General features: G+C 69.5%; 17 protein-coding genes. 8 read left to right on the top strand and 9 right to left on the bottom strand.

Annotated features, from left to right (window positions below):
- Positions 1-527 precede the first annotated feature (527 nt).
- The 4 genes from ABZ719_RS34060 to ychF form a co-directional block, all read right to left on the bottom strand.
- On the bottom strand, positions 528-1,046 hold the full coding sequence (locus tag ABZ719_RS34060; RefSeq protein WP_366729029.1) for an ImmA/IrrE family metallo-endopeptidase: 519 nt from the start codon (positions 1,044-1,046) through the stop codon (positions 528-530).
- A complete protein-coding gene (locus ABZ719_RS34065) occupies positions 1,033-1,602 on the bottom strand; it encodes a helix-turn-helix transcriptional regulator (RefSeq protein WP_366729030.1) in 570 nt (189 codons plus the stop codon). The genes ABZ719_RS34060 and ABZ719_RS34065 overlap by 14 nt, the downstream gene beginning before the upstream one ends.
- Positions 1,575-5,087: an NACHT domain-containing protein gene (locus tag ABZ719_RS34070; protein WP_366729031.1), complete on the bottom strand. Its 3,513-nt coding sequence runs from the start codon at positions 5,085-5,087 to the stop codon at positions 1,575-1,577. Before ABZ719_RS34070 ends, ABZ719_RS34065 begins: the two co-directional genes overlap by 28 nt.
- 718 nt (positions 5,088-5,805) lie before the next feature.
- Entirely contained in the window at positions 5,806-6,894 is a 1,089-nt protein-coding gene (gene ychF, locus ABZ719_RS34075) for a redox-regulated ATPase YchF (RefSeq protein WP_037861996.1), read from the bottom strand.
- Between the two features lie 186 nt (positions 6,895-7,080).
- Between ychF and ABZ719_RS34080 the strand changes: the two genes are divergently transcribed.
- Positions 7,081-7,767, top strand: coding sequence for a DUF6542 domain-containing protein (locus tag ABZ719_RS34080; protein ID WP_366729032.1), 687 nt, complete (start codon positions 7,081-7,083; stop codon positions 7,765-7,767).
- Positions 7,768-7,978: 211 nt separating this feature from the next.
- On the opposite strand, the gene ppgK is transcribed toward ABZ719_RS34080, so the two are convergent.
- Both ppgK and ABZ719_RS34090 read right to left on the bottom strand, forming a co-directional pair.
- Positions 7,979-8,737 (bottom strand): polyphosphate--glucose phosphotransferase, encoded by a 759-nt coding sequence (gene ppgK / locus ABZ719_RS34085; RefSeq protein ID WP_366729033.1) that lies wholly within the window; start codon positions 8,735-8,737, stop codon positions 7,979-7,981.
- A 110-nt stretch (positions 8,738-8,847) separates the two neighbouring features.
- Complete coding sequence (locus ABZ719_RS34090) at positions 8,848-9,864, bottom strand: 4-hydroxy-3-methylbut-2-enyl diphosphate reductase (protein ID WP_366729034.1); 1,017 nt, start codon at positions 9,862-9,864, stop codon at positions 8,848-8,850.
- A 237-nt stretch (positions 9,865-10,101) separates the two neighbouring features.
- On the opposite strand from ABZ719_RS34090, the gene xseA reads away from it, so the two are divergent.
- The gene (xseA, locus tag ABZ719_RS34095) at positions 10,102-11,322 is read left to right on the top strand and encodes an exodeoxyribonuclease VII large subunit (protein WP_366729035.1); all 1,221 of its coding nucleotides are present in this window, start codon (positions 10,102-10,104) and stop codon (positions 11,320-11,322) included.
- Complete coding sequence (locus ABZ719_RS34100) at positions 11,319-11,567, top strand: exodeoxyribonuclease VII small subunit (RefSeq protein WP_366729036.1); 249 nt, start codon at positions 11,319-11,321, stop codon at positions 11,565-11,567. The genes xseA and ABZ719_RS34100 overlap by 4 nt, the downstream gene beginning before the upstream one ends.
- A gap of 193 nt (positions 11,568-11,760) precedes the next feature.
- Here ABZ719_RS34100 and ABZ719_RS34105 read toward each other — a convergent pair whose 3' ends face one another.
- The gene (locus tag ABZ719_RS34105) at positions 11,761-12,285 is read right to left on the bottom strand and encodes a DUF4245 domain-containing protein (RefSeq protein WP_366729037.1); all 525 of its coding nucleotides are present in this window, start codon (positions 12,283-12,285) and stop codon (positions 11,761-11,763) included.
- Between the two features lie 127 nt (positions 12,286-12,412).
- Here ABZ719_RS34105 and glpX point away from each other — a divergent pair, with 127 nt between their 5' ends.
- Positions 12,413-13,447, top strand: coding sequence for a class II fructose-bisphosphatase (gene glpX / locus ABZ719_RS34110; RefSeq protein WP_366729038.1), 1,035 nt, complete (start codon positions 12,413-12,415; stop codon positions 13,445-13,447).
- 292 nt (positions 13,448-13,739) lie between these two features.
- On the opposite strand, the gene ABZ719_RS34115 is transcribed toward glpX, so the two are convergent.
- Together ABZ719_RS34115 and ABZ719_RS34120 are read right to left on the bottom strand one after the other, a co-directional pair.
- On the bottom strand, positions 13,740-14,117 hold the full coding sequence (locus tag ABZ719_RS34115) for a WhiB family transcriptional regulator (RefSeq protein ID WP_366729039.1): 378 nt from the start codon (positions 14,115-14,117) through the stop codon (positions 13,740-13,742).
- A 99-nt stretch (positions 14,118-14,216) separates the two neighbouring features.
- Positions 14,217-14,891 carry a DUF1707 domain-containing protein gene (locus tag ABZ719_RS34120; protein ID WP_366729040.1) on the bottom strand — a complete coding sequence of 225 codons (675 nt, stop codon included), beginning with the start codon at positions 14,889-14,891 and terminating at the stop codon, positions 14,217-14,219.
- A gap of 166 nt (positions 14,892-15,057) precedes the next feature.
- Between ABZ719_RS34120 and ABZ719_RS34125 the strand changes: the two genes are divergently transcribed.
- The 4 genes from ABZ719_RS34125 to ABZ719_RS34140 all read left to right on the top strand — a co-directional run bounded on the left by ABZ719_RS34125 (position 15,058) and on the right by ABZ719_RS34140 (position 18,498).
- Positions 15,058-16,731, top strand: coding sequence for a fumarate hydratase (locus ABZ719_RS34125; RefSeq protein ID WP_366729041.1), 1,674 nt, complete (start codon positions 15,058-15,060; stop codon positions 16,729-16,731).
- Between the two features lie 231 nt (positions 16,732-16,962).
- Positions 16,963-17,169 carry a hypothetical protein gene (locus ABZ719_RS34130; RefSeq protein WP_366729042.1) on the top strand — a complete coding sequence of 69 codons (207 nt, stop codon included), beginning with the start codon at positions 16,963-16,965 and terminating at the stop codon, positions 17,167-17,169.
- Positions 17,153-17,668: a DUF6879 family protein gene (locus ABZ719_RS34135; protein ID WP_366729043.1), complete on the top strand. Its 516-nt coding sequence runs from the start codon at positions 17,153-17,155 to the stop codon at positions 17,666-17,668. Before ABZ719_RS34130 ends, ABZ719_RS34135 begins: the two co-directional genes overlap by 17 nt.
- Positions 17,665-18,498, top strand: a complete 834-nt coding sequence (locus tag ABZ719_RS34140) for a helix-turn-helix transcriptional regulator (protein ID WP_366729044.1) — start codon at positions 17,665-17,667, stop codon at positions 18,496-18,498. The genes ABZ719_RS34135 and ABZ719_RS34140 overlap by 4 nt, the downstream gene beginning before the upstream one ends.
- Positions 18,499-19,259: the final 761 nt, after the last annotated feature.

The following is a 19,259-nucleotide window of genomic DNA, read 5'->3' on the forward strand; positions in this document are numbered from 1 at the left end:
ACCGCGGCCAACTCCCCACCCATCACACCCCGTCAACGACACACCCGATCAAACGGACACGCCACCGGCGAGTGAACCTGACCAAGCACTACTAGGCAGAGGGTCGGCCGATGCAGGGCATCGCGGATGGCTGCTCGCGTCGGCTGGCCATCGGAAATGGTCGGTGCAGTCCGGTCGACAGTACGGGCCATCACGGCCAGGCACGTCACGCAGTACCGCCCGCGGGTGGACCGTCCCCGTCAGCCTCACGCCGAGCAGGAGCCACCTCGTAAGCAGAGAGGCCGATCACTCTCTGCCGTAACTACTACACCACACAGAGCGACACTCACGCAAGACGCATTTTGAATGTCAGTTTGGCTGACCTCTGCTCAGTCTGCTGTGGGACGAGGCCAGTCCGGCTGCACTATCACCTGCCTCGCTGAAGCCGAGACACAGAGACGTGAGCGCCTCGGACACGAGGGAATGGGACACCGGGAGCCGAGCGAGCTGCGCGCAGGGGCCCGGGCCTACCACTCGGGCGCGCGTTGTCAGCGAGCGGGGCCGGAGACGATCCCGAGGTTCATCAGGCGGTATGTCATGGCCGTCTCGCTCAACTGAAATCGCTTGGCCAGGACCTGCACAAGGTCCTCCGTCGTCCGGAAGCTGATGCGCTGCGTCGCCCGGCGAACCATCTCCTCCGGTGCCAGCAGCGCCGCAGCGAATCGGTTAGCGTCGACTTCCTCGCGGTCAGTGGCCATGCTCGACACCGCGTTGCGGTAGTTCACGCGTGCGTCGGTGTCCAGGATCAGCGGACGCCCTTCATGCAGGCGCAGATGCCCCAGTTCGTGCGCCACCGTGAAGCGCTGCCGCTCGAACGAGTGCGCCTCGTTGACGCCGATGATGCAGCTTCCGTCTTTGCGTAGGAGCATGCCTGAGACGTCGTCGTCCATACCCTGAGGGACGACCAGGACGTCGAGTCGCTCGGCCAGTTCGAACGGGTTGACCGGCGGTGCGTCGATCCGAAACTCCCGCAGCAGCCCACGAGCCGCCAGGTCAGCCTTCGCCACGAGCGTCCATCCTCTCCGATGCATGTGCCCACACGGCGGCGACATCGGCAGCGTGACGTGCAGCAAGGCCGGATGCCTCATCAAGCTGGAGCCGCGGAAGAAGATCCGAGAGTTCCACGTTCACCGCTGCAGCAATCAAAGCTAGTCGGTAGAGGGGCGGGGTCTGGGACCCGGATTCGATGTTCGTGATCGAACCGCGCGATAGCCCCGCTCGTCGGCCTACATACTCCTGCGTCACCCCGGCACGCGTCCGCGCTTCACGAATCAGCCGGGCAACGGCCGCGTTGAATTCCCGCTCTTCCACATCGCCCCCAAGCGCCGCCAGTCTCCCTGACAACCTACTTCCCTGCCCTTCGCTCGACCAGGTACTCGCAGGCGCGCCACACGCGACGCTGACCGCAGCGGACGCATCACAGAGCGTGATCCGCACCTCCCTGAAGTAGTGATATTCCGCCCGCCACAGATGGCAGCAGTGGCCGAAATCATCGACAGGCTGTCCCGGCCGCGGTGCGGGGCGGTGGAGACCGCTCAGCCACGCGATGGCGCACTCGACCACCCGGCGGTGCCCTCCCCTACGTGGTCCGCAGACGGTCGTACCCAAGCCAGCAGGCGACGCAGCAACAGAGCCTCGTCCGCGTCACGCGGGGCCGTCAGTGCGGTGCGCAGGGCCTGTTCGGCGTGAGCGGCGCGGCCAGAAGCGAGCAGCTCTTGCGCAGCCTGCCAACGGGTCTTGATGCCGGCTTCGGGAGCCGTGACCACTTGGCACCACAGGATGGTTGCTGCGTCCGAGTGTCCTTCCGCAGTCAGCAGCGCGGCCAAGGGCACACTCTGGTCGGCCGTCAGGCGCACTGCGGCCCGGATCCGGTCCACGATGCTGGCCGCCGCCTCCCGGCCTTCCACCGCCAGCCATGCCTTGACCACGGCCTCCAATTCGCGACCGACCAGACCAGGATCCGCCAGAAGCTCCTGGCCCAGCACCCGTACGGCCGCCGCCTCACCGTACTCGGCGAGCAGGGGCAGCAGTGCCGCCCGCAGAGCAGGGCCGCCGTACGGGCGGTCGCGCAGGGCGGCGAGCACCTCTGCGCAGGCGTCCTCCGCGGCGAGCCGGAACAGGACACGCGCGGCCGAGACAAAGCCACCGTGCCCACTGCCCGGATGACGGAGCAGACGTCGCGCCAGCGGCAGCAGGGCGCCCGCGTCAGCGCCGGCCGCCCCTGCCAGGTCCCGCAGCGCGGTGGCGTAGGAGTCCGCATTCGCTCGGCGCCGGTCCAGCCAGCTGAGGACCTCCTCGGCGCCCGATGGGCCGAGGGACCGGACGAGCGCCATGGCCTGCCGCCCGAGGCTGTGCCGAAGGTCGGGATCCGGATCGACGAGGCTGAGCCGGACCACTTCCGCCGCCTGGCGCGCATACCCCGCCTCAACCAAGTCAATGGCGATGCTCGGGCGTTCGTCGGAGTTCCACACCTGGTATCCACGCAGCAACTCGACCAGGCCGTCGGCGGCCTTCGCCCCCTCCTGGTCGAGCCAGCTGTGCACCACATCGTTGATCGATTCGCTGTCCGTGCTGTTCTCGATGGTGTACGCCAGGAACGGGAGCGCCTCTTCAACCAGCCCGAAGAGGAACAGCACCTGCGCCAGGGCGGCCTTGGCCCACTGCCGGGTACGGGTGCGACCTGCCACCGCCGCCTTGACGCGCGGCGCGGCCGACGGCCCCTCCAACTGGTACCAGAACTGCCCAGCCCGCCACAGGGTTCCCCCGTTCTCCTCATTGCCGGCCAGGACGGAGCACGCGAACTCGGCCAGTCCATCGGTACACCCCAGTGCGGCGAGTTCCTCCGCGGCCGTCAGGCGAAGCCAGGTGGAAGCCGTCGGCGAAGCGAGTACGTCCGACAGCAGCCCGGCCCGGCGATCCGTATCGGCGGGGTCGAGCGCGGCCAGTTCCCGGCAGCACTCCAAGGCGCCGTCCCCTGGGAGTCGCCGGCCGAGATCCTGGAGCAGGGCGACCCCTTTGGGAAGCGAGGCGACCTCTGCGTACGCCGCAGCCGCGCCGACGCGCAAGGAGACGTCGAGTCCGTCGGTCTCCGCGATCCTCCGCAGCTTGGCTGCGAGGCGACGGTTGCCCCGCAACTGGGACAGCTCCCGTAACACCTGGCGGCCACGGCCGCGGTAGCGGTCAAGGCCCTCGTAGTCGTGACCGAGATCCGCCACCCGGTCGATGACCGCCTCCTCCAGCGCCTCCCCCAGCCGCACACCGGAGGTGATCAGCCGCAGAGCCATGATTCGGTGGTCGAGATCGCCGGCCAGCAGATGCCGTACGAGCAGGGTCACGTCGTGCCCCGGGCGCCGGGCCCACAGAGCGAAGGTGAACAGCACCCGGTTTCGGGAGGACGGGCTGCGGATATCACCGGCCCAATCGTCGAGGTCCGGGAAATCCGCCGGGATGCGGGCGGCCTCCTCCCTCGCGGCAAGGAACTCCGCGAACGACAGGTGCAGGAACGCCAGCTCACCGTGGTCGTGAACGAGGGCCCCACTCTGCCCCAGGAACTGCCCCAGCTCATCGCGGGCCCCTGCGGGCCAGGCCAGCTCCCCAGGCAACTCCGTGTTCAGCCACCGCACCGCGGCGTCCAACAGAGAAGCGGAGGCACTCGCGGTGCGGACCCCCGCCAGATGAGCCACCAGGTGATCCCGGTGGTCCAGCAGCCACTCGGCCAGCCGTCCCTGGCCACGTCGCTCCCAGCGGGCCCGGAACCCCTTGTCCACCTCGTCCGCGCTCTCCCGAGCAGTGGCGACATCGGCGAGAAACTGCTCGTACAGTGCGACCCGTCCGCGCGGCAGCGGCGCGCCGGGATTCCGGCTGCGGTGCGCGGCGGCGATGGTCGTCAGCAATGGCACCTGCAGCACCTCACCGAGACCGGCGTGCCCGACCTCCTCCAGGAAAGCACGGGCTTCGGCGGCCGGATCATCGGATCCCTGGGCAGCGAACCAGCGCCGGGCGAAGGCCAACTGCTGCTCGGAGTCGAACCCGGTGAGTGTGTAGAAGCCCATGGACGGCAGGTCCCGCAGGGGCGTCAGCTCGTCCTGCGGAAGCGGCCGGGAAGTGATCAGTAGCCGGAAGACACCGTGCGGCCGGATCTCCCGGGCAAGATTCTTGAGGATCAACTGCCGCTCGTCCGGTGAAACGACCTCGTCAAGGCCATCGACGATCACCAGCCAGCGCGCCCCGTGCGGCCTTACAGCGAATCGATCGGATGGAACGGCGCTGCGCAGCGTCCCGGCGCGGTCGGCGGCATCACTGAGCTGTTGGTGGAAAGCACGGCGGATCCGCAGGTCGGTCGCCGTGACCCGTAACGGGACTACCGCCTCCTGACACCAGGGATCCTCCGCCCTCTCCTCGCGCAACCAGTAGCGGGCGAGCTGCCGGACCAAATGGCGGCCGAGAGTGGTCTTGCCCGCGCCCGGACCACCGGTGACGAACAGGTGGTCGTGGGCGGACAAGGCGGCGGCCAGGGTCGGTGCGGGGCCCGTGGTGCGCGGCGCGTGCCGTGTGGCGTTCTCGGAGAGCGGCTGGAGATCCTGCTCGATGTGGATGTGGGACAACGGGGGTTTGCGTACACCCAGCAGGTCGTACGGGAACTGCTCAGCGGCCTCCGCCTGGCTGCCGAGCAGGTCCTCGAGCCAGGCATCGGGCAGCGGAATGTCGGACCACGCAGCGGGAACAGGGCCGGGCTCGGCCCGCCGGGCGGCCAGCTTCCGACGCTCCAGCGCGAACCGTGCCCGGCCCCAGACGTCGGCGACCGCCTGCCGTGGCAGCCCCAGAACCTCGCCGAACTGCTCGGTGGTGGACAGCTCGTGAAGCCGACGAGCACCGATGATGTCGTAGACCGTGTTCTTGCCGGGCACCCGGTGATCCGTACCACGCGCGGAAAGGAAGGCGTGGGCGGTGTCGTATCCGGCGGTCCGCAGGGCCGCAAGGAACCATTCCGCCAGTTCGCGAAGTTCGGGTCGCGCTCGGCCGGTGGTGACGGGCCTTCCGCCGCCCATGTCCTCCCCCTCACCCAGTGATCGGTTTCCCCCCGGTTTCCACACGCTAGACGGAAATTCGGGCGGCCGCGGAGAGTTGGCGTCACCGGTTCAACTGCCGGAAATCAACTCGATGACAGAAGGAGAAAGGTCCCCATGGTCGGTGCGGTGAACGCGGCTGCGGCCTCGGCGGGTGGGTACGGGTGGCTGCTCATGGTCCTCGTGGTGCTCGCTGGGTCGGCACGGTGGTGGGTGCGCCACCGGACGGAGGAGCGCCGGGAACGAGAGCGTGAGCGGCAGTACACCCGGCGAATCGAAGCGGCCGTGTCCGGCACGGAGTCCCGTCACCGCGCAGAGGTTGTAGCCGCCTGCGCCGGACTGAAGCGTCAGTTGCGATCGCAGTGACGACGAGAGTGGTTCAGGTCCCAGTGAGCTGTGGGCTGATCGCGGGCAACACCCCCGTCTGCCCTGAAGGTGCCACATTCCTCTTCCACCGAGCGGAGGTTCATGCCCTACCGCGTACCTCCGAGCCTCGGCCATGATCCAGCCCGGGACCTCACCGGCATCCCAGCACCATCCCAGCACGGTACGGATGACCAGGGAGGACGACAGGTAACGAGGTGTCAGCTTTCCCAGCACCATCCCAGCACGGGAAAAAACCAGGGGCCCGACCCCGATGAGTCGAACCCCTTCCGACCTGCATGTTTGGCAGATCAGCGATGCAGCGGTAAGTCACCCGCTACACATTGAAGCGGAACTCCACCACGTCCCCGTCCTGCATCACGTAGTCCTTGCCCTCCATGCGGGCCTTGCCCTTGGCCCGGGCCTCGGTGACGGAGCCGGTTTCGATGAGGTCTTCGAAGGAGATGACCTCCGCCTTGATGAAGCCCTTCTGGAAGTCGGTGTGGATGACGCCGGCGGCCTCGGGGGCGGTGGCGCCCTTCTTGATGGTCCAGGCGCGGGATTCCTTGGGGCCGGCCGTCAGGTAGGTCTGCAGGCCGAGGGTGTCGAAGCCGACGCGGGCGAGGGTGGCCAGGCCCGGCTCGTGCTGGCCGACGGACTCCAGGAGTTCCAGGGCCTCCTCCTCGTCCAGCTCGGCGAGGTCCGCCTCCAGCTTGGCGTTGAGGAAGATCGCCTCGGCGGGGGCGACCAGGGCGCGCTGCTCGTTCTTGAAGTCCTCGTCGGTCAGCTCGTCCTCGTCGACGTTGAAGACGTAGAGGAAGGGCTTGGTGGTGAGCAGGTGGAGGTCGTGCAGCAGCTCCGCGCGCTCGGTGCCCTGGAGGATGCCATGGGAGAAGAGGGTGTCGCCCTTCTCCAGGATCTCCTTGGCCTCCTCGACGGCCTTGACCTTCGGCGCCACGTCCTTCTTGATCCGCGACTCCTTCTGGAGGCGCGGGAGGACCTTCTCGATCGTCTGGAGGTCCGCGAGGATCAGCTCGGTGTTGATCGTCTCGATGTCGTCCTTGGGCGAGACCTTGCCGTCGACGTGCACGACGTTCTCGTCCTTGAAGGCTCGGATGACCTGGCAGATCGCGTCCGACTCGCGGATGTTCGCGAGGAACTTGTTGCCCAGTCCCTCGCCCTCGCTGGCGCCGCGCACGATGCCGGCGATGTCGACGAAGTCGACCGTGGCCGGCAGGATCCGCTCCGACTTGAAGATCGAGGCGAGCTGGGCGAGGCGACCGTCCGGAACACCCACGACACCGACGTTGGGCTCGATCGTGGCGAACGGGTAGTTGGCCGCGAGCACGTCGTTCTTGGTCAGGGCGTTGAACAGGGTCGACTTGCCGACGTTCGGCAGACCGACGATTCCGATCGTGAGCGACACGTTGCGACTTCCCGTACGTGAGGAGACTGGGGGCCAGGGGGCCGATCCACCAGTCTACGGCGTGCGGCGTCCCGTCTTCGCGACGGTTCGAACGCCTGGCCAGCCGGCCGGCCACCACAGGACCGCCACACCCGCGCGGCGTGTCAAACGGCCTATTCAACACATAAACAGACCTAGGTTGGTCCAGTGGAGCAACACTGGAGGCGACCTCAGCAGCACGGACCGCGACGCGGCAGGCCGCCGCTGCCCTCGCAGGCGGCCCAGGGGCGTACGCGGTCGCCCCGCGGCCGGGGGCAGGGGCACGGGCAGGGCGGCGCCGCGGACCGGCGTCCGGCGCGGCGTCCGGGTCCGGTGCCTGCCCGGCGCCTCCCCGTCGCCGCGCGGGACCACGCCCCGCCGCCTGTCATACAGCGGCTGCGCCAGGTGCCCAACCCCCGGCTGACGGGGCTCGGGGGCGGGCTGTTCTGCGGTGCGGTGATGTTCGTCCTGGGCTGTCTGGACGCCCTGCTCCTGGACGCCTCACCGGCCGTGTACGGGGTGCTGTTCCTGCCGGTGTGCGTACTGACCGCGGTGTGGATCCGCAGGGGCGACCTGCTGAGCGCGCCCGTGGTCGTGCCCATCGGGTTCGCCGTGGGACTGCTGCCGGTGGCCGACGGCGGTGAAGGACTCCTCGGCACGCTCATGGGCCTGGTGACCGCCCTCGCCACCCAGGCGGTGTGGCTGTACGCCGGGACGCTGATCGCGGGGGTCACGGCGCTGGTGCGGCGGGCCGCGTCGGCGCCCGCCCGGGCAGCGGAACGGGTGGGGGAACGAGCGTCCGAGCGTGCGGGGGCAGGGGCGGAGGCGAGGGCGGCGGCCCGCAGGCGCGGGTGATCTCCCGGCCGTGCGGCCCCCTCAGCGCGGCGCCCCCGGCAGCGTGCGGCCCTCTCAGCCCGGCGCCCCGCAGCGTGCGGCCTTCTCAGCGCGGCACCCCGGCAGCGTGCGGCCCCCTCAGCCCGGCACTCCCGGCAGCGGCCTCCCGCCGCCTCGATCCGCCGTCCGTCTCCCCGTCTCCCGTCCCGCCTGGCGGCCTCCAGCCGCCCCCTCACGCCTCGCCCGCGCCGCCCTCCGCCGCGCGCATCGCCGCGCCCACGATGCCCGCGTTGTTCTGGAGCCGGGCCGGGACGATCTCCGCCCGGACGCCCTCCAGGTAGGGCAGGAACTTGTGGGCCTTGCGGCTGACCCCGCCGCCGATGATGAAGAGCTCCGGGGAGAAGAGCATCTCCACGTGGGCGAGGTACTTGCGGACGCGGTGGCCCCACTGCTCCCAGGACAGGTCACCGTCGTCCTTGGCCTTGCTGGAGGCCCGCTTCTCCGCCTCGTGGCCGTCCAGCTCCAGGTGGCCCAGCTCAGTGTTGGGGACGAGGACGCCGTCGACGAAGACCGCGCTGCCGATGCCGGTGCCGAAGGTGAGCAGCACGACGGTGCCGCCGCGGCCGCGGCCCGCGCCGAAGTGCATCTCGGCGACGCCCGCCGCGTCCGCGTCGTTGACCACGGTCACCGGCAGTCCGCCCAGCCGCTCGCCGAACAACGCGCGCGCGTCGGTGTCGATCCAGCTCTTGTCGACATTGGCCGCCGTACGCACCGTGGCGCCGCCGGTGACCACGCCCGGGAAGGTCAGTCCGACCGGTCCGGTCCAGCCGAAGTGGGCGACGACCTCCCGGACACCGTCGGCCACGCCCTCGGGGGTCGCCGGGTGCGGGGTGAGCACCTTGTGGCGCTCCTGGGCCAGGTCGCCCTTGTCGAGGTCCACCGGGGCGCCCTTGATCCCCGACCCGCCGATGTCCACACCGAAGATCTGCATGGCTCCACGTTACGGCGTGCCACCGACAGTCACGCCGGGCGCGTACCGTGGGAGGCCTCCCGCGCGCGGGAGGCCGTTCCGCCTCAGCCCGGCGCCGTACGCGGTCCGCCTCAGCCCTGCGCCGTGCCCGACCCGCCGCGCTCGGCGGTCAGTGCCGCCGCCTCCTCGCGCAGGTCGCGGCGCAGCTCCTTGGGCAGCGAGAAGGTGATCGACTCCTCGGCCGCCTTGACGATCTCCACGTCCCCGAAGCCGCGCTGCCCGAGCCATTCGAGCACCTGCTCGACCAGGACCTCCGGCACGGAGGCGCCCGAGGTCACGCCGACCGTGGTGACGCCCTCCAGCCAGGCCTCGTCGATCTCGTCGGCGAAGTCGACCAGGTGGGCCCGGTCGGCGCCCGCCAGCTTGGCGACCTCCACCAGCCGCTTGGAGTTGGAGGAGTTGCGGGAGCCGACCACGATGACCAGGTCGGCCTCGGCGCCCATCTGCTTGACGGCGAGCTGGCGGTTCTGCGTGGCGTAGCAGATGTCGTCGCTGGGCGGCGAGATCAGCTGCGGGAACTTCTCCTTCAGCGCGTCGACCGTCTCCATGGTCTCGTCGACCGACAGCGTCGTCTGGGAGAGCCAGACCACCCGCGACGGGTCGCGCACCTCGACGTTCGCCACGTCGCCGGGGCCGTCGACGAGCTGGATGTGGTCGGGGGCCTCACCGGAGGTGCCGATGACCTCCTCGTGGCCCTCGTGCCCGATCAGGAGGATGTCGTAGTCCTCCTTGGCGAAGCGGACGGCTTCCTTGTGGACCTTGGTGACCAGGGGGCAGGTGGCGTCGATGGTGGCGAGGCGGCCGCGGGCGGCCTCCTCGTGCACGACGGGCGCGACACCGTGCGCCGAGAACATCACGATGTTGCCCGGCGGCACCTCCTCCGTCCGCTCGACGAAGACGGCGCCCTTCTTCTCCAGGGTCTGCACGACGTACTTGTTGTGGACGATCTCGTGCCGGACGTACACCGGGGCCCCGTACTGCTCCAGGGCCTTCTCGACGGCGATCACGGCGCGGTCCACGCCCGCGCAGTAGCCCCGGGGGGCGGCGAGCAGGACACGGCGGCCAGACGTAGCAGTCATGGGCCCCATCGTAAGGCCGCCCACGGCGCGTCGAAGATCCCGAGGGGCCATGGAACCCCCGGAGCGCTCATGGGGTGCCCTCGCTCTGGCCGGAGCCCGCGTCGTCGCCGGGCACCCTGCGTCGTCGCCGGGGGTCCGCGTCGTCGCCAGGGGTCTGCGTCGTTGCCGGGAACCCGAGTCGCTGCCGGGGACCCGCGTCGTCGCCGGGGGCCCGCGTTGTCGGTGGTGACCGTTACGCTCGCGGGCATGGCTGTCTCCACGTCCCCCGAAGCCCCGCTTCCCGTCGGTGAGGTCTCCCGGCTCATCGGCGGCTGGATCGACCGGCTCGGCGCGGTCTGGGTCGAGGGGCAGATCACCCAGCTGTCGCGGCGGCCGGGCGCGGGGGTGGTGTTCCTGACGCTGCGCGACCCGTCGTACAACATCTCCGTCGGCGTGACGTGCTACCGCGAGGTGTTCGACGCCGTCGCGGACGTCGTCGGCGAGGGCGCCCGGGTCGTCGTGCGCGCCAAGCCCGAGTGGTACGCCCCGCGCGGGCAGCTGTCGCTGCGGGCCGCCGAGATGAGGCCGGTGGGCGTCGGTGAGCTGCTGGCCCGCCTGGAGCAGCTGAAGAAGACCCTCGCGGCGGAGGGGCTCTTCGCCGCGGACCGCAAGAAGCCCCTGCCCTTCCTGCCGCAGCTGATCGGACTGGTGTGCGGCCGGGCCTCCGCCGCCGAGCGGGACGTCCTGGAGAACGCCCGGCACCGCTGGCCCGCCGTCCGCTTCGAGGTGCGCAACGTGCCCGTGCAGGGCGTGCACGCCGTCCCGCAGGTCGTGCAGGCCGTCAAGGAACTCGACGCGCTCGACGACGTGGACGTGATCGTCGTGGCGCGCGGCGGCGGCAGCGTGGAGGACCTGCTGCCGTTCTCCGACGAGCAGCTCGTCCGCGCGGTCGCCGCGTGCCGTACGCCGGTCGTCTCGGCGATCGGCCACGAGCCGGACACGCCGCTGCTGGACTACGTCGCCGATCTGCGCGCCTCCACGCCCACCGACGCGGCCAAGAAGGTCGTGCCGGACGTCGGCGAGGAGGCCGAGCGGGTACGGCAGCTGCGCGACCGCGCGCGCAGGTGCGTACAGGCGCACGTCGAACGGGAGGAGCGCGGCCTCGCCCACGCGCTCTCCCGGCCCGTCATGCAGGATCCGCACCGCATGCTCGACGAGCGGGCCGACCATGTGGCCGCGCTGCTGGACCGGAGCCGGCGCACCCTGCGGCACCTGCTGGACCGCGCCGACTCCGAGCTGGGGCACACCCACGCGCGCGTGGTGGCCCTCTCCCCCGCCGCGACGCTGCGGCGCGGGTACGCGGTGCTGCAGCGTGCCGACGGGCATGTTGTCCGCGATCCCGGCGAGGTGACGGAGCAGGAGACGCTGCGGGCGCGGGTCGCCGAGGGCGAGTTCACGGTTCGGGTCGACACAGGGAAGAGTCAATGACGAGCAGGACACCGGCGGCCGACGAGACGCTGGGCTACGAGCAGGCGCGGGACGAGCTGATCGACGTCGTCCGGCGCCTGGAGGCGGGCGGGACGAGTCTCGAGGAGTCCCTCGCGCTGTGGGAGCGGGGCGAGGAACTGGCCAAGGTCTGCCGGCGGTGGCTGGAGGGCGCCCGCGCCCGGCTGGACGCCGCACTGGCGGAGGAGGCCGCGCACGACGGGGACGAGGAGGGGGACGAGCGGTGAGGGAGCGCGCGGCGTGAGGTGCCACGCGGGGGGCGCTACGGGTGGACAAACCGCGCGGGCCCGGTGACAGCCGCACAGGCCCGGTGACAGGACGCGCGAGCCGCTGTGAAGGGTCGCGACGGGGGATGTCGCAGACCGCAGCCCCGACGAGCCCCGGGGAGGCCCGGGAGGCGGCCCGCGTCGGGCGGGCCCCTCAGGACGTCTGCAGTGCCTGCGCCATCTTCGTCAGCTGGGCGAAGGAGGCCGTACCCGCCACCACGGTCGTGTCGCCCTTGGCGCCCTCCGACACGAGGGCGTCGTAACGGCCGCCGCTGTACCGGGTCCAGGTGCGGCCGCCGATCTTCTGCGTGACCTTGGTCGCGCGGGAACCCTGGCTGGCGTCGTCGATGAAGTCCTTGCGCTTCTGCGTGGACTGCTCGATGGCCACGTACTGGCCGTCGGGGTCCTGGAAGCCCAGGTGCCAGCGGTCTCCCTGGTCGGCCTGGTAGCGGACCGAGGTGGCCTTCCACGTGTCCGGCAGGCCCTCGGGCGCGGCCACGGGGTAGGCGGCGGCGCGGCGCGCCGTGAGCAGTTCGACGCGGTAGTCGACCCGCTTGATGTCGGGAGCGTGATCGTCGTGCGGGACGAAGAGGTAGACGACGCCGGCCGTCGCCATGATCACGATCAGGGAGAGGATCGTGCCCCGGACTGTCTTCTGCTTGCCGTTCGAACCTGCCACGCCCCCTATCGTCGCAGGTGTCCGATCCGCTCATCCGTGGGGTCCCCTGCTCATTCTGTCCGCCCGGCGATAGAGTCGTGGCCAGAACCCTCATCCGGCCGTCGTCGTATCAGAAAGGTGCGCTCCGATGACCGAGCATCATCACTTGCCGTCCGAGCTCGATGTCCCCTCCGAGGCTCCCGACCGCAACCTCGCCCTCGAACTCGTCCGGGTGACCGAAGCCGCCGCGATGGCCGCGGGCCGCTGGGTCGGGCGCGGCGACAAGAACGGCGCCGACGGCGCCGCGGTCCGCGCCATGCGGACCCTCGTCTCCACCGTCTCGATGAACGGCGTCGTCGTCATCGGCGAGGGGGAGAAGGACGAGGCCCCGATGCTCTTCAACGGGGAGCGCGTGGGCGACGGGACCGGCCCGGAGGTCGACATCGCCGTCGACCCGATCGACGGCACGACCCTGACCGCCAAGGGCATGCCCAACGCCATCGCCGTGCTGGCCGCCACCGAGCGCGGTGCCATGTTCGACCCGTCCGCCGTGTTCTACATGGACAAGCTGGTCACCGGCCCGGACGCCGCCGACTTCGTCGACATCAACGCGCCGGTGTCGGTGAACATCAAGCGGGTCGCCAAGGCCAAGCGGGCCACCCCCGAGGACGTGACCGTGGTCGTCCTCGACCGGCCGCGGCACGAGGGCATCATCAAGGAGATCCGGGAGACCGGCGCCCGGATCAAGCTGATCTCCGACGGTGACGTGGCCGGCTCCATCCTGGCGCTGCGCGACGGCACCGGTATCGACCTGCTGCTCGGCATCGGCGGCACGCCCGAGGGCATCATCTCGGCCTGCGCCGTGAAGTGCCTGGGCGGCACGATCCAGGGCAAGCTGTGGCCCAAGGACGACGAGGAGCGGCAGCGGGCGGTCGACGCCGGGCACGACCTCGACCGCGTACTGACCACCGAGGACCTGGTCACGGGCGAGAACGTGTTCTTCGTCGCCACCGGCATCACCGACGGCGAGCTGCTGCGCGGGGTGCGCTACCGCTCGGAGACGGCGACGACCGACTCGATCGTCATGCGCTCCAAGTCCGGCACGGTCCGCCGGATCGACTCCGAGCACCGGCTGAGCAAGCTGCGCGCGTACAGCGCGATCGACTTCGACCGCGCGAAGTAGCGGACCGGCTCGGCCGCCGGACGACCGGCCTGCCGAGCCGGCGGCCTGCGCCCGGCACGACGACGGGGCGTCCCCGGTGCGGAGGGGCGCCCCGTTCGCCGTAAGGCCGTAAGGACGAGAACCGCACGGCCGGCCTGCCGCTCTGCCGACCGGCGGCAGGCCCGACCCCGGTCCGGGCTGCCGTCCTGGAAACCGGCTGCCCTCGAAGCCCGCAGTTCGAAGCCTGGAGCCGCCCGCCCCGATCGGCCCCAGCGCCCCGCCTCCCCCGCCAGGCCGCCGGGCCGCCGTCGCGCTAGCCGGCTGCCGCTATGCGGCCCGTCGCGTGGGCCACCTTGTTCAGTTCCAGGTCGCGGCGCCTGCGGCGGGCCAGGACCACGCGGCGCTCGGCGGCGGTCAGGCCGCCCCAGACACCGTACGGCTCGGGCTGCAGCAGTGCGTGCTCGCGGCACTCGACCATCACGGGACAGCGGGCGCAGACCCGCTTGGCCGCCTCCTCGCGGGACAGCCGCGCGGCCGTGGGTTCTTTCGAGGGTGCGAAGAACAGGCCGGCCTCGTCGCGCCTGCACACCGCCTCGGTGTGCCACGGTGCGTCTTGGTCCCTGTCTCGCACCGGTCCCCGCTGGGCCGGTACGGCAGCGACCTGCAGGGACGAATGCGGCGGTTGCAGCACGGTCTACTCCTGACGACGGCTTCGCGAGCGAGAGACGATGCAGCAAGGCCTACCCGCTGTGCGCGGGCCTATGCACTCAGTGGTGAACCGGCCGTTTGCTCACAGGTGCTTGCGCACATGCCTGTCGACCCTGCGCTGCACCCGGTCGAGGATGTCCGCGACGAGCTTGCCGCGCTTGGGCCGCGCCTCCACATTGCCGAGGACGGCCCAGCCGTCGACGTAGACGACGGGCGCTTCGGAGTCGGCCGCGTCCAGCGTGTCGACCTCGAAGTTGCCGAGGACGCCGCCGCCGGTGCCGCGCAGCGACACGTTCTCCGGGACGCGGATCTGGACGTCGCCGAAGACGGAGACGGCCTTGATGACGACCTGCTGGTACTCGAAGGTGGCCTCGCTGAGGTCGATCTCGACGCTGCCGAAGATCGCGTACGCGTGCAGCCGCCGTCCGGCGCGCCAGCGGCCCTTGCGGGTGGCCGAGCTGAACACCGCCACCACGTTCTCGTCGGCCTGCGGGAGTATCTCGTCGTCGGCGGGGCGCTTGGGCGGGTGGGCGGCGGAGGTGCGGTTGCGGTGGCCGGCGGGCAGGTCCTGGATGAAGACCTCCAGTTCACCGACCGTCTTGGCGTTCAGCACCCCCTCGACGCGCTCGGCGTGCTCGTCGGCCGTGAGGCGGCCCTCGGCGAGGGCGTCGCGCAGCATGTCGGCGATGCGGTCACGGTCGGCGTCCGAGGCGCGCAGCTCCGTGGCAGGGGGCGCGGTCTGCTTCTGAAGGTCCACGGCAGCAGCCTACCCAAACACGATAGATCGCGACACCTCTACGGCAGGGGGAACCGGCGGGAACTGAGCGGGACCTCACAGACCCGCCACCGGCGGCAGGTTCTACGCTGGTCGGTGCCCGCCAGCGTCGGCGGGCAGCCGTCCGTAGAGTGAGGAATGGGCTGAGATGCCTGAGTTCGCGTACACCGATCTGCTCCCCCAGGGTGAGGACACCACTCCGTACCGGCTGGTGACGTCCGAGGGCGTCTCCACCGCCGAGGGGCCCGACGGGCGTACGTTCCTCAAGGTCGAGCCGGAGGCGCTGCGCAAGCTCGCCGAGGAGGCGGTCCACGACATCCAGCACTACCTGCGCCCGGCCCACCTCGCGCAGCTGCGCCGCATCATCGACGACCCGGAGGCCAGCGCGAACGACAAGTTCGTCGCCCTGGACCTGCTGAAGAACGCCAACATCGCGGCGGCCGGCGTGCTGCCGATGTGCCAGGACACCGGCACGGCGATCGTCATGGGCAAGCGCGGGCAGAACGTCCTCACCGAAGGCGAGGACGAGAAGGCCCTCTCGCGCGGCATCTACGACGCGTACACCAAGCTGAACCTGCGCTACTCGCAGATGGCCCCGCTGACGATGTGGGAGGAGAAGAACACCGGTTCGAACCTCCCCGCCCAGATCGAGCTGTACGCCACCGACGGCGGCGCCTACAAGTTCCTGTTCATGGCCAAGGGCGGCGGCAGCGCCAACAAGTCCTTCCTGTACCAGGAGACGAAGGCCGTCCTGAACGAGTCCTCCATGATGAAGTTCCTGGAGGAGAAGATCCGTTCGCTGGGCACGGCCGCCTGCCCGCCGTACCACCTGGCGATCGTGGTCGGCGGCACGAGCGCGGAGTACGCGCTGAAGACCGCGAAGTACGCCTCCGCGCACTACCTGGACGGCCTGCCCGCCGAGGGCTCCCCGCTCGGCCACGGCTTCCGGGACAAGGAGCTGGAGGAGAAGGTCTTCGAGCTGACGCAGAAGATCGGCATCGGCGCGCAGTTCGGCGGCAAGTACTTCTGCCACGACGTGCGCGTGGTGCGCCTGCCGCGGCACGGCGCGTCCTGCCCGGTCGCCATCGCCGTCTCCTGCTCGGCGGACCGCCAGGCGGTCGCCAAGATCACGGCGGAGGGCGTCTTCCTGGAGCAGCTGGAGACGGACCCGGCGCGGTTCCTGCCGGAGACCACCGACGAGCACCTGGACGAGTCCGGTGACGTCGTGAAGATCGACCTCAACCAGCCGATGGACTCGATCCTCGCCGAGCTGACCAAGTACCCGGTCAAGACCCGGCTGTCGCTGTCCGGCCCGCTGGTCGTCGCCCGCGACATCGCGCACGCGAAGATCAAGGAGCGCCTCGACGCCGGCGAGGGCATGCCGCAGTACCTCAAGGACCACCCGGTGTACTACGCCGGTCCGGCCAAGACCCCCGAGGGCTACGCCTCCGGCTCCTTCGGCCCGACCACGGCCGGCCGGATGGACTCCTACGTCGAGCAGTTCCAGGCGGCGGGCGGCTCCAAGGTGATGCTCGCCAAGGGCAACCGCAGCAAGCAGGTCACCGACGCCTGCGACGCGCACGGCGGCTTCTACCTGGGTTCCATCGGCGGCCCGGCGGCCCGCCTCGCCCAGGACTGCATCAAGAAGGTCGAGGTCCTGGAGTACGAGGAGCTGGGCATGGAGGCCGTCTGGAAGATCGAGGTCGAGGACTTCCCGGCGTTCATCGTCGTGGACGACAAGGGCAACGACTTCTTCACTTCGCGGGAACCTGAGCAGCCGACGTTCACCAGTATCCCGGTGCGGGGGCCTGGCCTGGCCTGAGTGCCCTTGGCGCACCCTCCCAGACCCCTCGGCGCCCGCCGGGGGGTCTGTCGCTGCGGGCGGGCAAAGAGGCTCCGGGTGCGCCTGCCTGGTGAGCCTCACGACGGACCAGCCGCCCGCCGGTTTATGCGACAACGCGCATAGTCGCGTGGACGCATAGACGACTCCTGACGGCCCCTCGTACCGTCGTACTGCGACGGCCCAACCGAGGCCGCGGATCAGGGGGTTCGCATGGCACGCGAGGAACTGACCCGGCTCACCGGCAACGGAAACGGCGAGTGCGGCGAAGACGACTGTCCGAACGTGTACCTCACGAAGCGAGGAACGTTGGTCGTCCAGGGCGACGTGTCCGACGCCTTCACACCCCCCACGGGTGAGGGCCTGGTCGAGATCCCCGAGAGCATTCTTCGGGAGGCTGTCCGTGCTCTTGGATGGTGACGAGTGGCGGGCCATGTTCCGAAGAATCCAGTCGGAAGCATGGCGTCTGGAAACGCTGCCCCAGTACCGCGTACCCCAGGAAGCCGGGGAGCTGGAAGCGTTCCACAAGGGTAAGCGAACCGACCCGCACGCCTACTCTTCAGCGTATACGGAAGACTTGAAGCGGCTAGGTGCCGCCGGGAAAAGAAAGGGACGGGTACACGTAGTAACCCAGCCACTTTCCGAATATCTACGATTCGAGTTTTCGCGCTACTACGCCCCTCATGCTCTGGCGGGCGAGGATATCCGCATCCTCGACGTGACAGGCCGCGAGAACCCCCTCCAGGGTGTTCAAGATTTCTGGCTCTTCGATCGCTCAACCGTTGTCCTCATGAACTACGAGGAAGACGGTACGCAGATCAATCGCGCGTTGTATGAGGGCGACCCTTCCCCGTTCATCGAGTATCAGCGCATTGCCGAGGCGGAGTCGGTCCCCTTCCTGGAGTACGTTAAGGGGTGACGTTCGAGCCCGAGCAGCTAGGCCAGTCCAGTCAGGAACTGGCCTCGAAGCTCAGAGAACTACGCAAGCGAGTCGGCCTCTCCGGGGTCCGGCTTGCGGCGCGTTGCAACATGTCTCAATCCAAGGTTTCCCGGATCGAGAACGGGAAGGTTCGGCCTTCCCTTGTCGACGTCGAGCAAATCCTTAGAGCGCTGGATGCACCGCCGAGCATGGTCGAGGAAGTTTCGTCTCTCGCCAGATTGGCGAACACCGAATGGCGGAACCTTCGAGAGCTGCGCCGCAAGGGCCTAGGGACCCGTCAAGCGGAATTAAAGGCACTCGAAGCGTCCTCGACGCATCTGCGTTACTTCCTGCTGTCCATGGTTACCGGCCTGCTCGCTACTCCCGAATACGTGCGCGCGAGTCTCGCGCACTCACCGGCAGACACAAGCAAAGCTGTTGCCGGGAAATTGGAGCGGCAAGCCGTTCTCTATGACCCTTCGAAACGCTTCACGTTCATTCTCACAGAACAAGCCGTCCGCTGGCCCGTGGTTTCATCGCTAGCCCTGGCCGAGCAGATCGACCGACTTTCCTCGCTCACCTATCTCCCTAACGTGCACATCGGCCTGATTCCGATGGGCACGGCCACGCCGAAAACTCCGCTCAACACCTTCACGGTCTATGACGCGTCCCTGGCGACCATCGAAACCTCGGCCGGCTTGCTCGTACTCCGCGACGAGAGAGACGTTCGAAGCTACCTCGAAGAGTTCTCGGGATACGAGGGTTGCGCACTGTTCGAGGAAGAGGCCAGGGCGAAACTTGCCGAGTGGTCGGCAATCTGCCGCTCATGATCTTTAACCCACAACGCGAATAAGACGCTTAGCGCTGCGCGTTCCTCGGCACCATTGCATGACCGACATGGAGCCGAGGGGCGATCGATGCTTGGACAAGAGGCGAACAATGCGGCCGAGGCCCGTAGAGCGATTTCCGGTGCCGGATTAGAGCCGGTCGGGGTAGAAGGGTGCATGACGTGTGCGGCACTCTCGCACTCGCGTGAGATTGCCCGTGAAGCGCGTCTGCCGGATCAGGTGGCCCACTGTAGCCAAGAGATCAACAGGCACCCCCACAGCGCCGTAGGGGGCGGTCGAAGACTCCCTGTGGTGTCGGTATGGGGGGTGGCCGGATGAAGCCCCAGACGTTCCCTGAACCTCCCATCGACCTCCCCCTAGATCAATGGCTGTATGAAGCTCGACCGGTCCTCGGCTGTCAGACGTGCCCGGACGCGGCTCAGGCCCTGCACAGGGCCCGGAGGACGGGCGACGCGAACGCGCGCTTCGAGGCGGCCCGAACCATTCGCATGCATCCGCACGGGGCCGGGAAGTGACCATGGCTCCGGAACGACCGACGCCGCGGGCGGGCCGTCGCCCGGTCGACCCTGGGCTGCCAACGTTCCTGGAGTGGCTGAACAGTCTCGCTACGATCTGCGGCGCGTGCTTCGGTCACCGGGAGGTTTGGTGCCCCGACTGTGCCGGCTTCGAGGGTTGCTCGACGTGCGGCTTCCGGTTCACGGTGCGGTGTCCTGAGTGCGCCGGCGGGAAGCTCGACGGCTGGC

The sequence above is a fragment of the Streptomyces sp. NPDC006743 genome (assembly GCF_040703815.1).
In the GTDB taxonomy this organism is placed as follows: Bacteria; Actinomycetota; Actinomycetes; order Streptomycetales; family Streptomycetaceae; genus Streptomyces.

What these genes read in the sequence shown, in the direction of transcription:
- ABZ719_RS34070 (WP_366729031.1), bottom strand. Translation starts at nt 5,087, where the DNA reads ATGGGCGGCGGAAGGCCCGTCACCACCGGCCGAGCGCGACCCGAACTT.
- ppgK (WP_366729033.1), bottom strand. Translation starts at nt 8,737, where the DNA reads ATGCAGATCTTCGGTGTGGACATCGGCGGGTCGGGGATCAAGGGCGCC.
- ABZ719_RS34090 (WP_366729034.1), bottom strand. Translation starts at nt 9,864, where the DNA reads ATGGGGCCCATGACTGCTACGTCTGGCCGCCGTGTCCTGCTCGCCGCC.
- xseA (WP_366729035.1), top strand. Translation starts at nt 10,102, where the DNA reads ATGGCTGTCTCCACGTCCCCCGAAGCCCCGCTTCCCGTCGGTGAGGTC.
- ABZ719_RS34100 (WP_366729036.1), top strand. Translation starts at nt 11,319, where the DNA reads ATGACGAGCAGGACACCGGCGGCCGACGAGACGCTGGGCTACGAGCAG.
- glpX (WP_366729038.1), top strand. Translation starts at nt 12,413, where the DNA reads ATGACCGAGCATCATCACTTGCCGTCCGAGCTCGATGTCCCCTCCGAG.
- ABZ719_RS34125 (WP_366729041.1), top strand. Translation starts at nt 15,058, where the DNA reads ATGCCTGAGTTCGCGTACACCGATCTGCTCCCCCAGGGTGAGGACACC.
- ABZ719_RS34130 (WP_366729042.1), top strand. Translation starts at nt 16,963, where the DNA reads ATGGCACGCGAGGAACTGACCCGGCTCACCGGCAACGGAAACGGCGAG.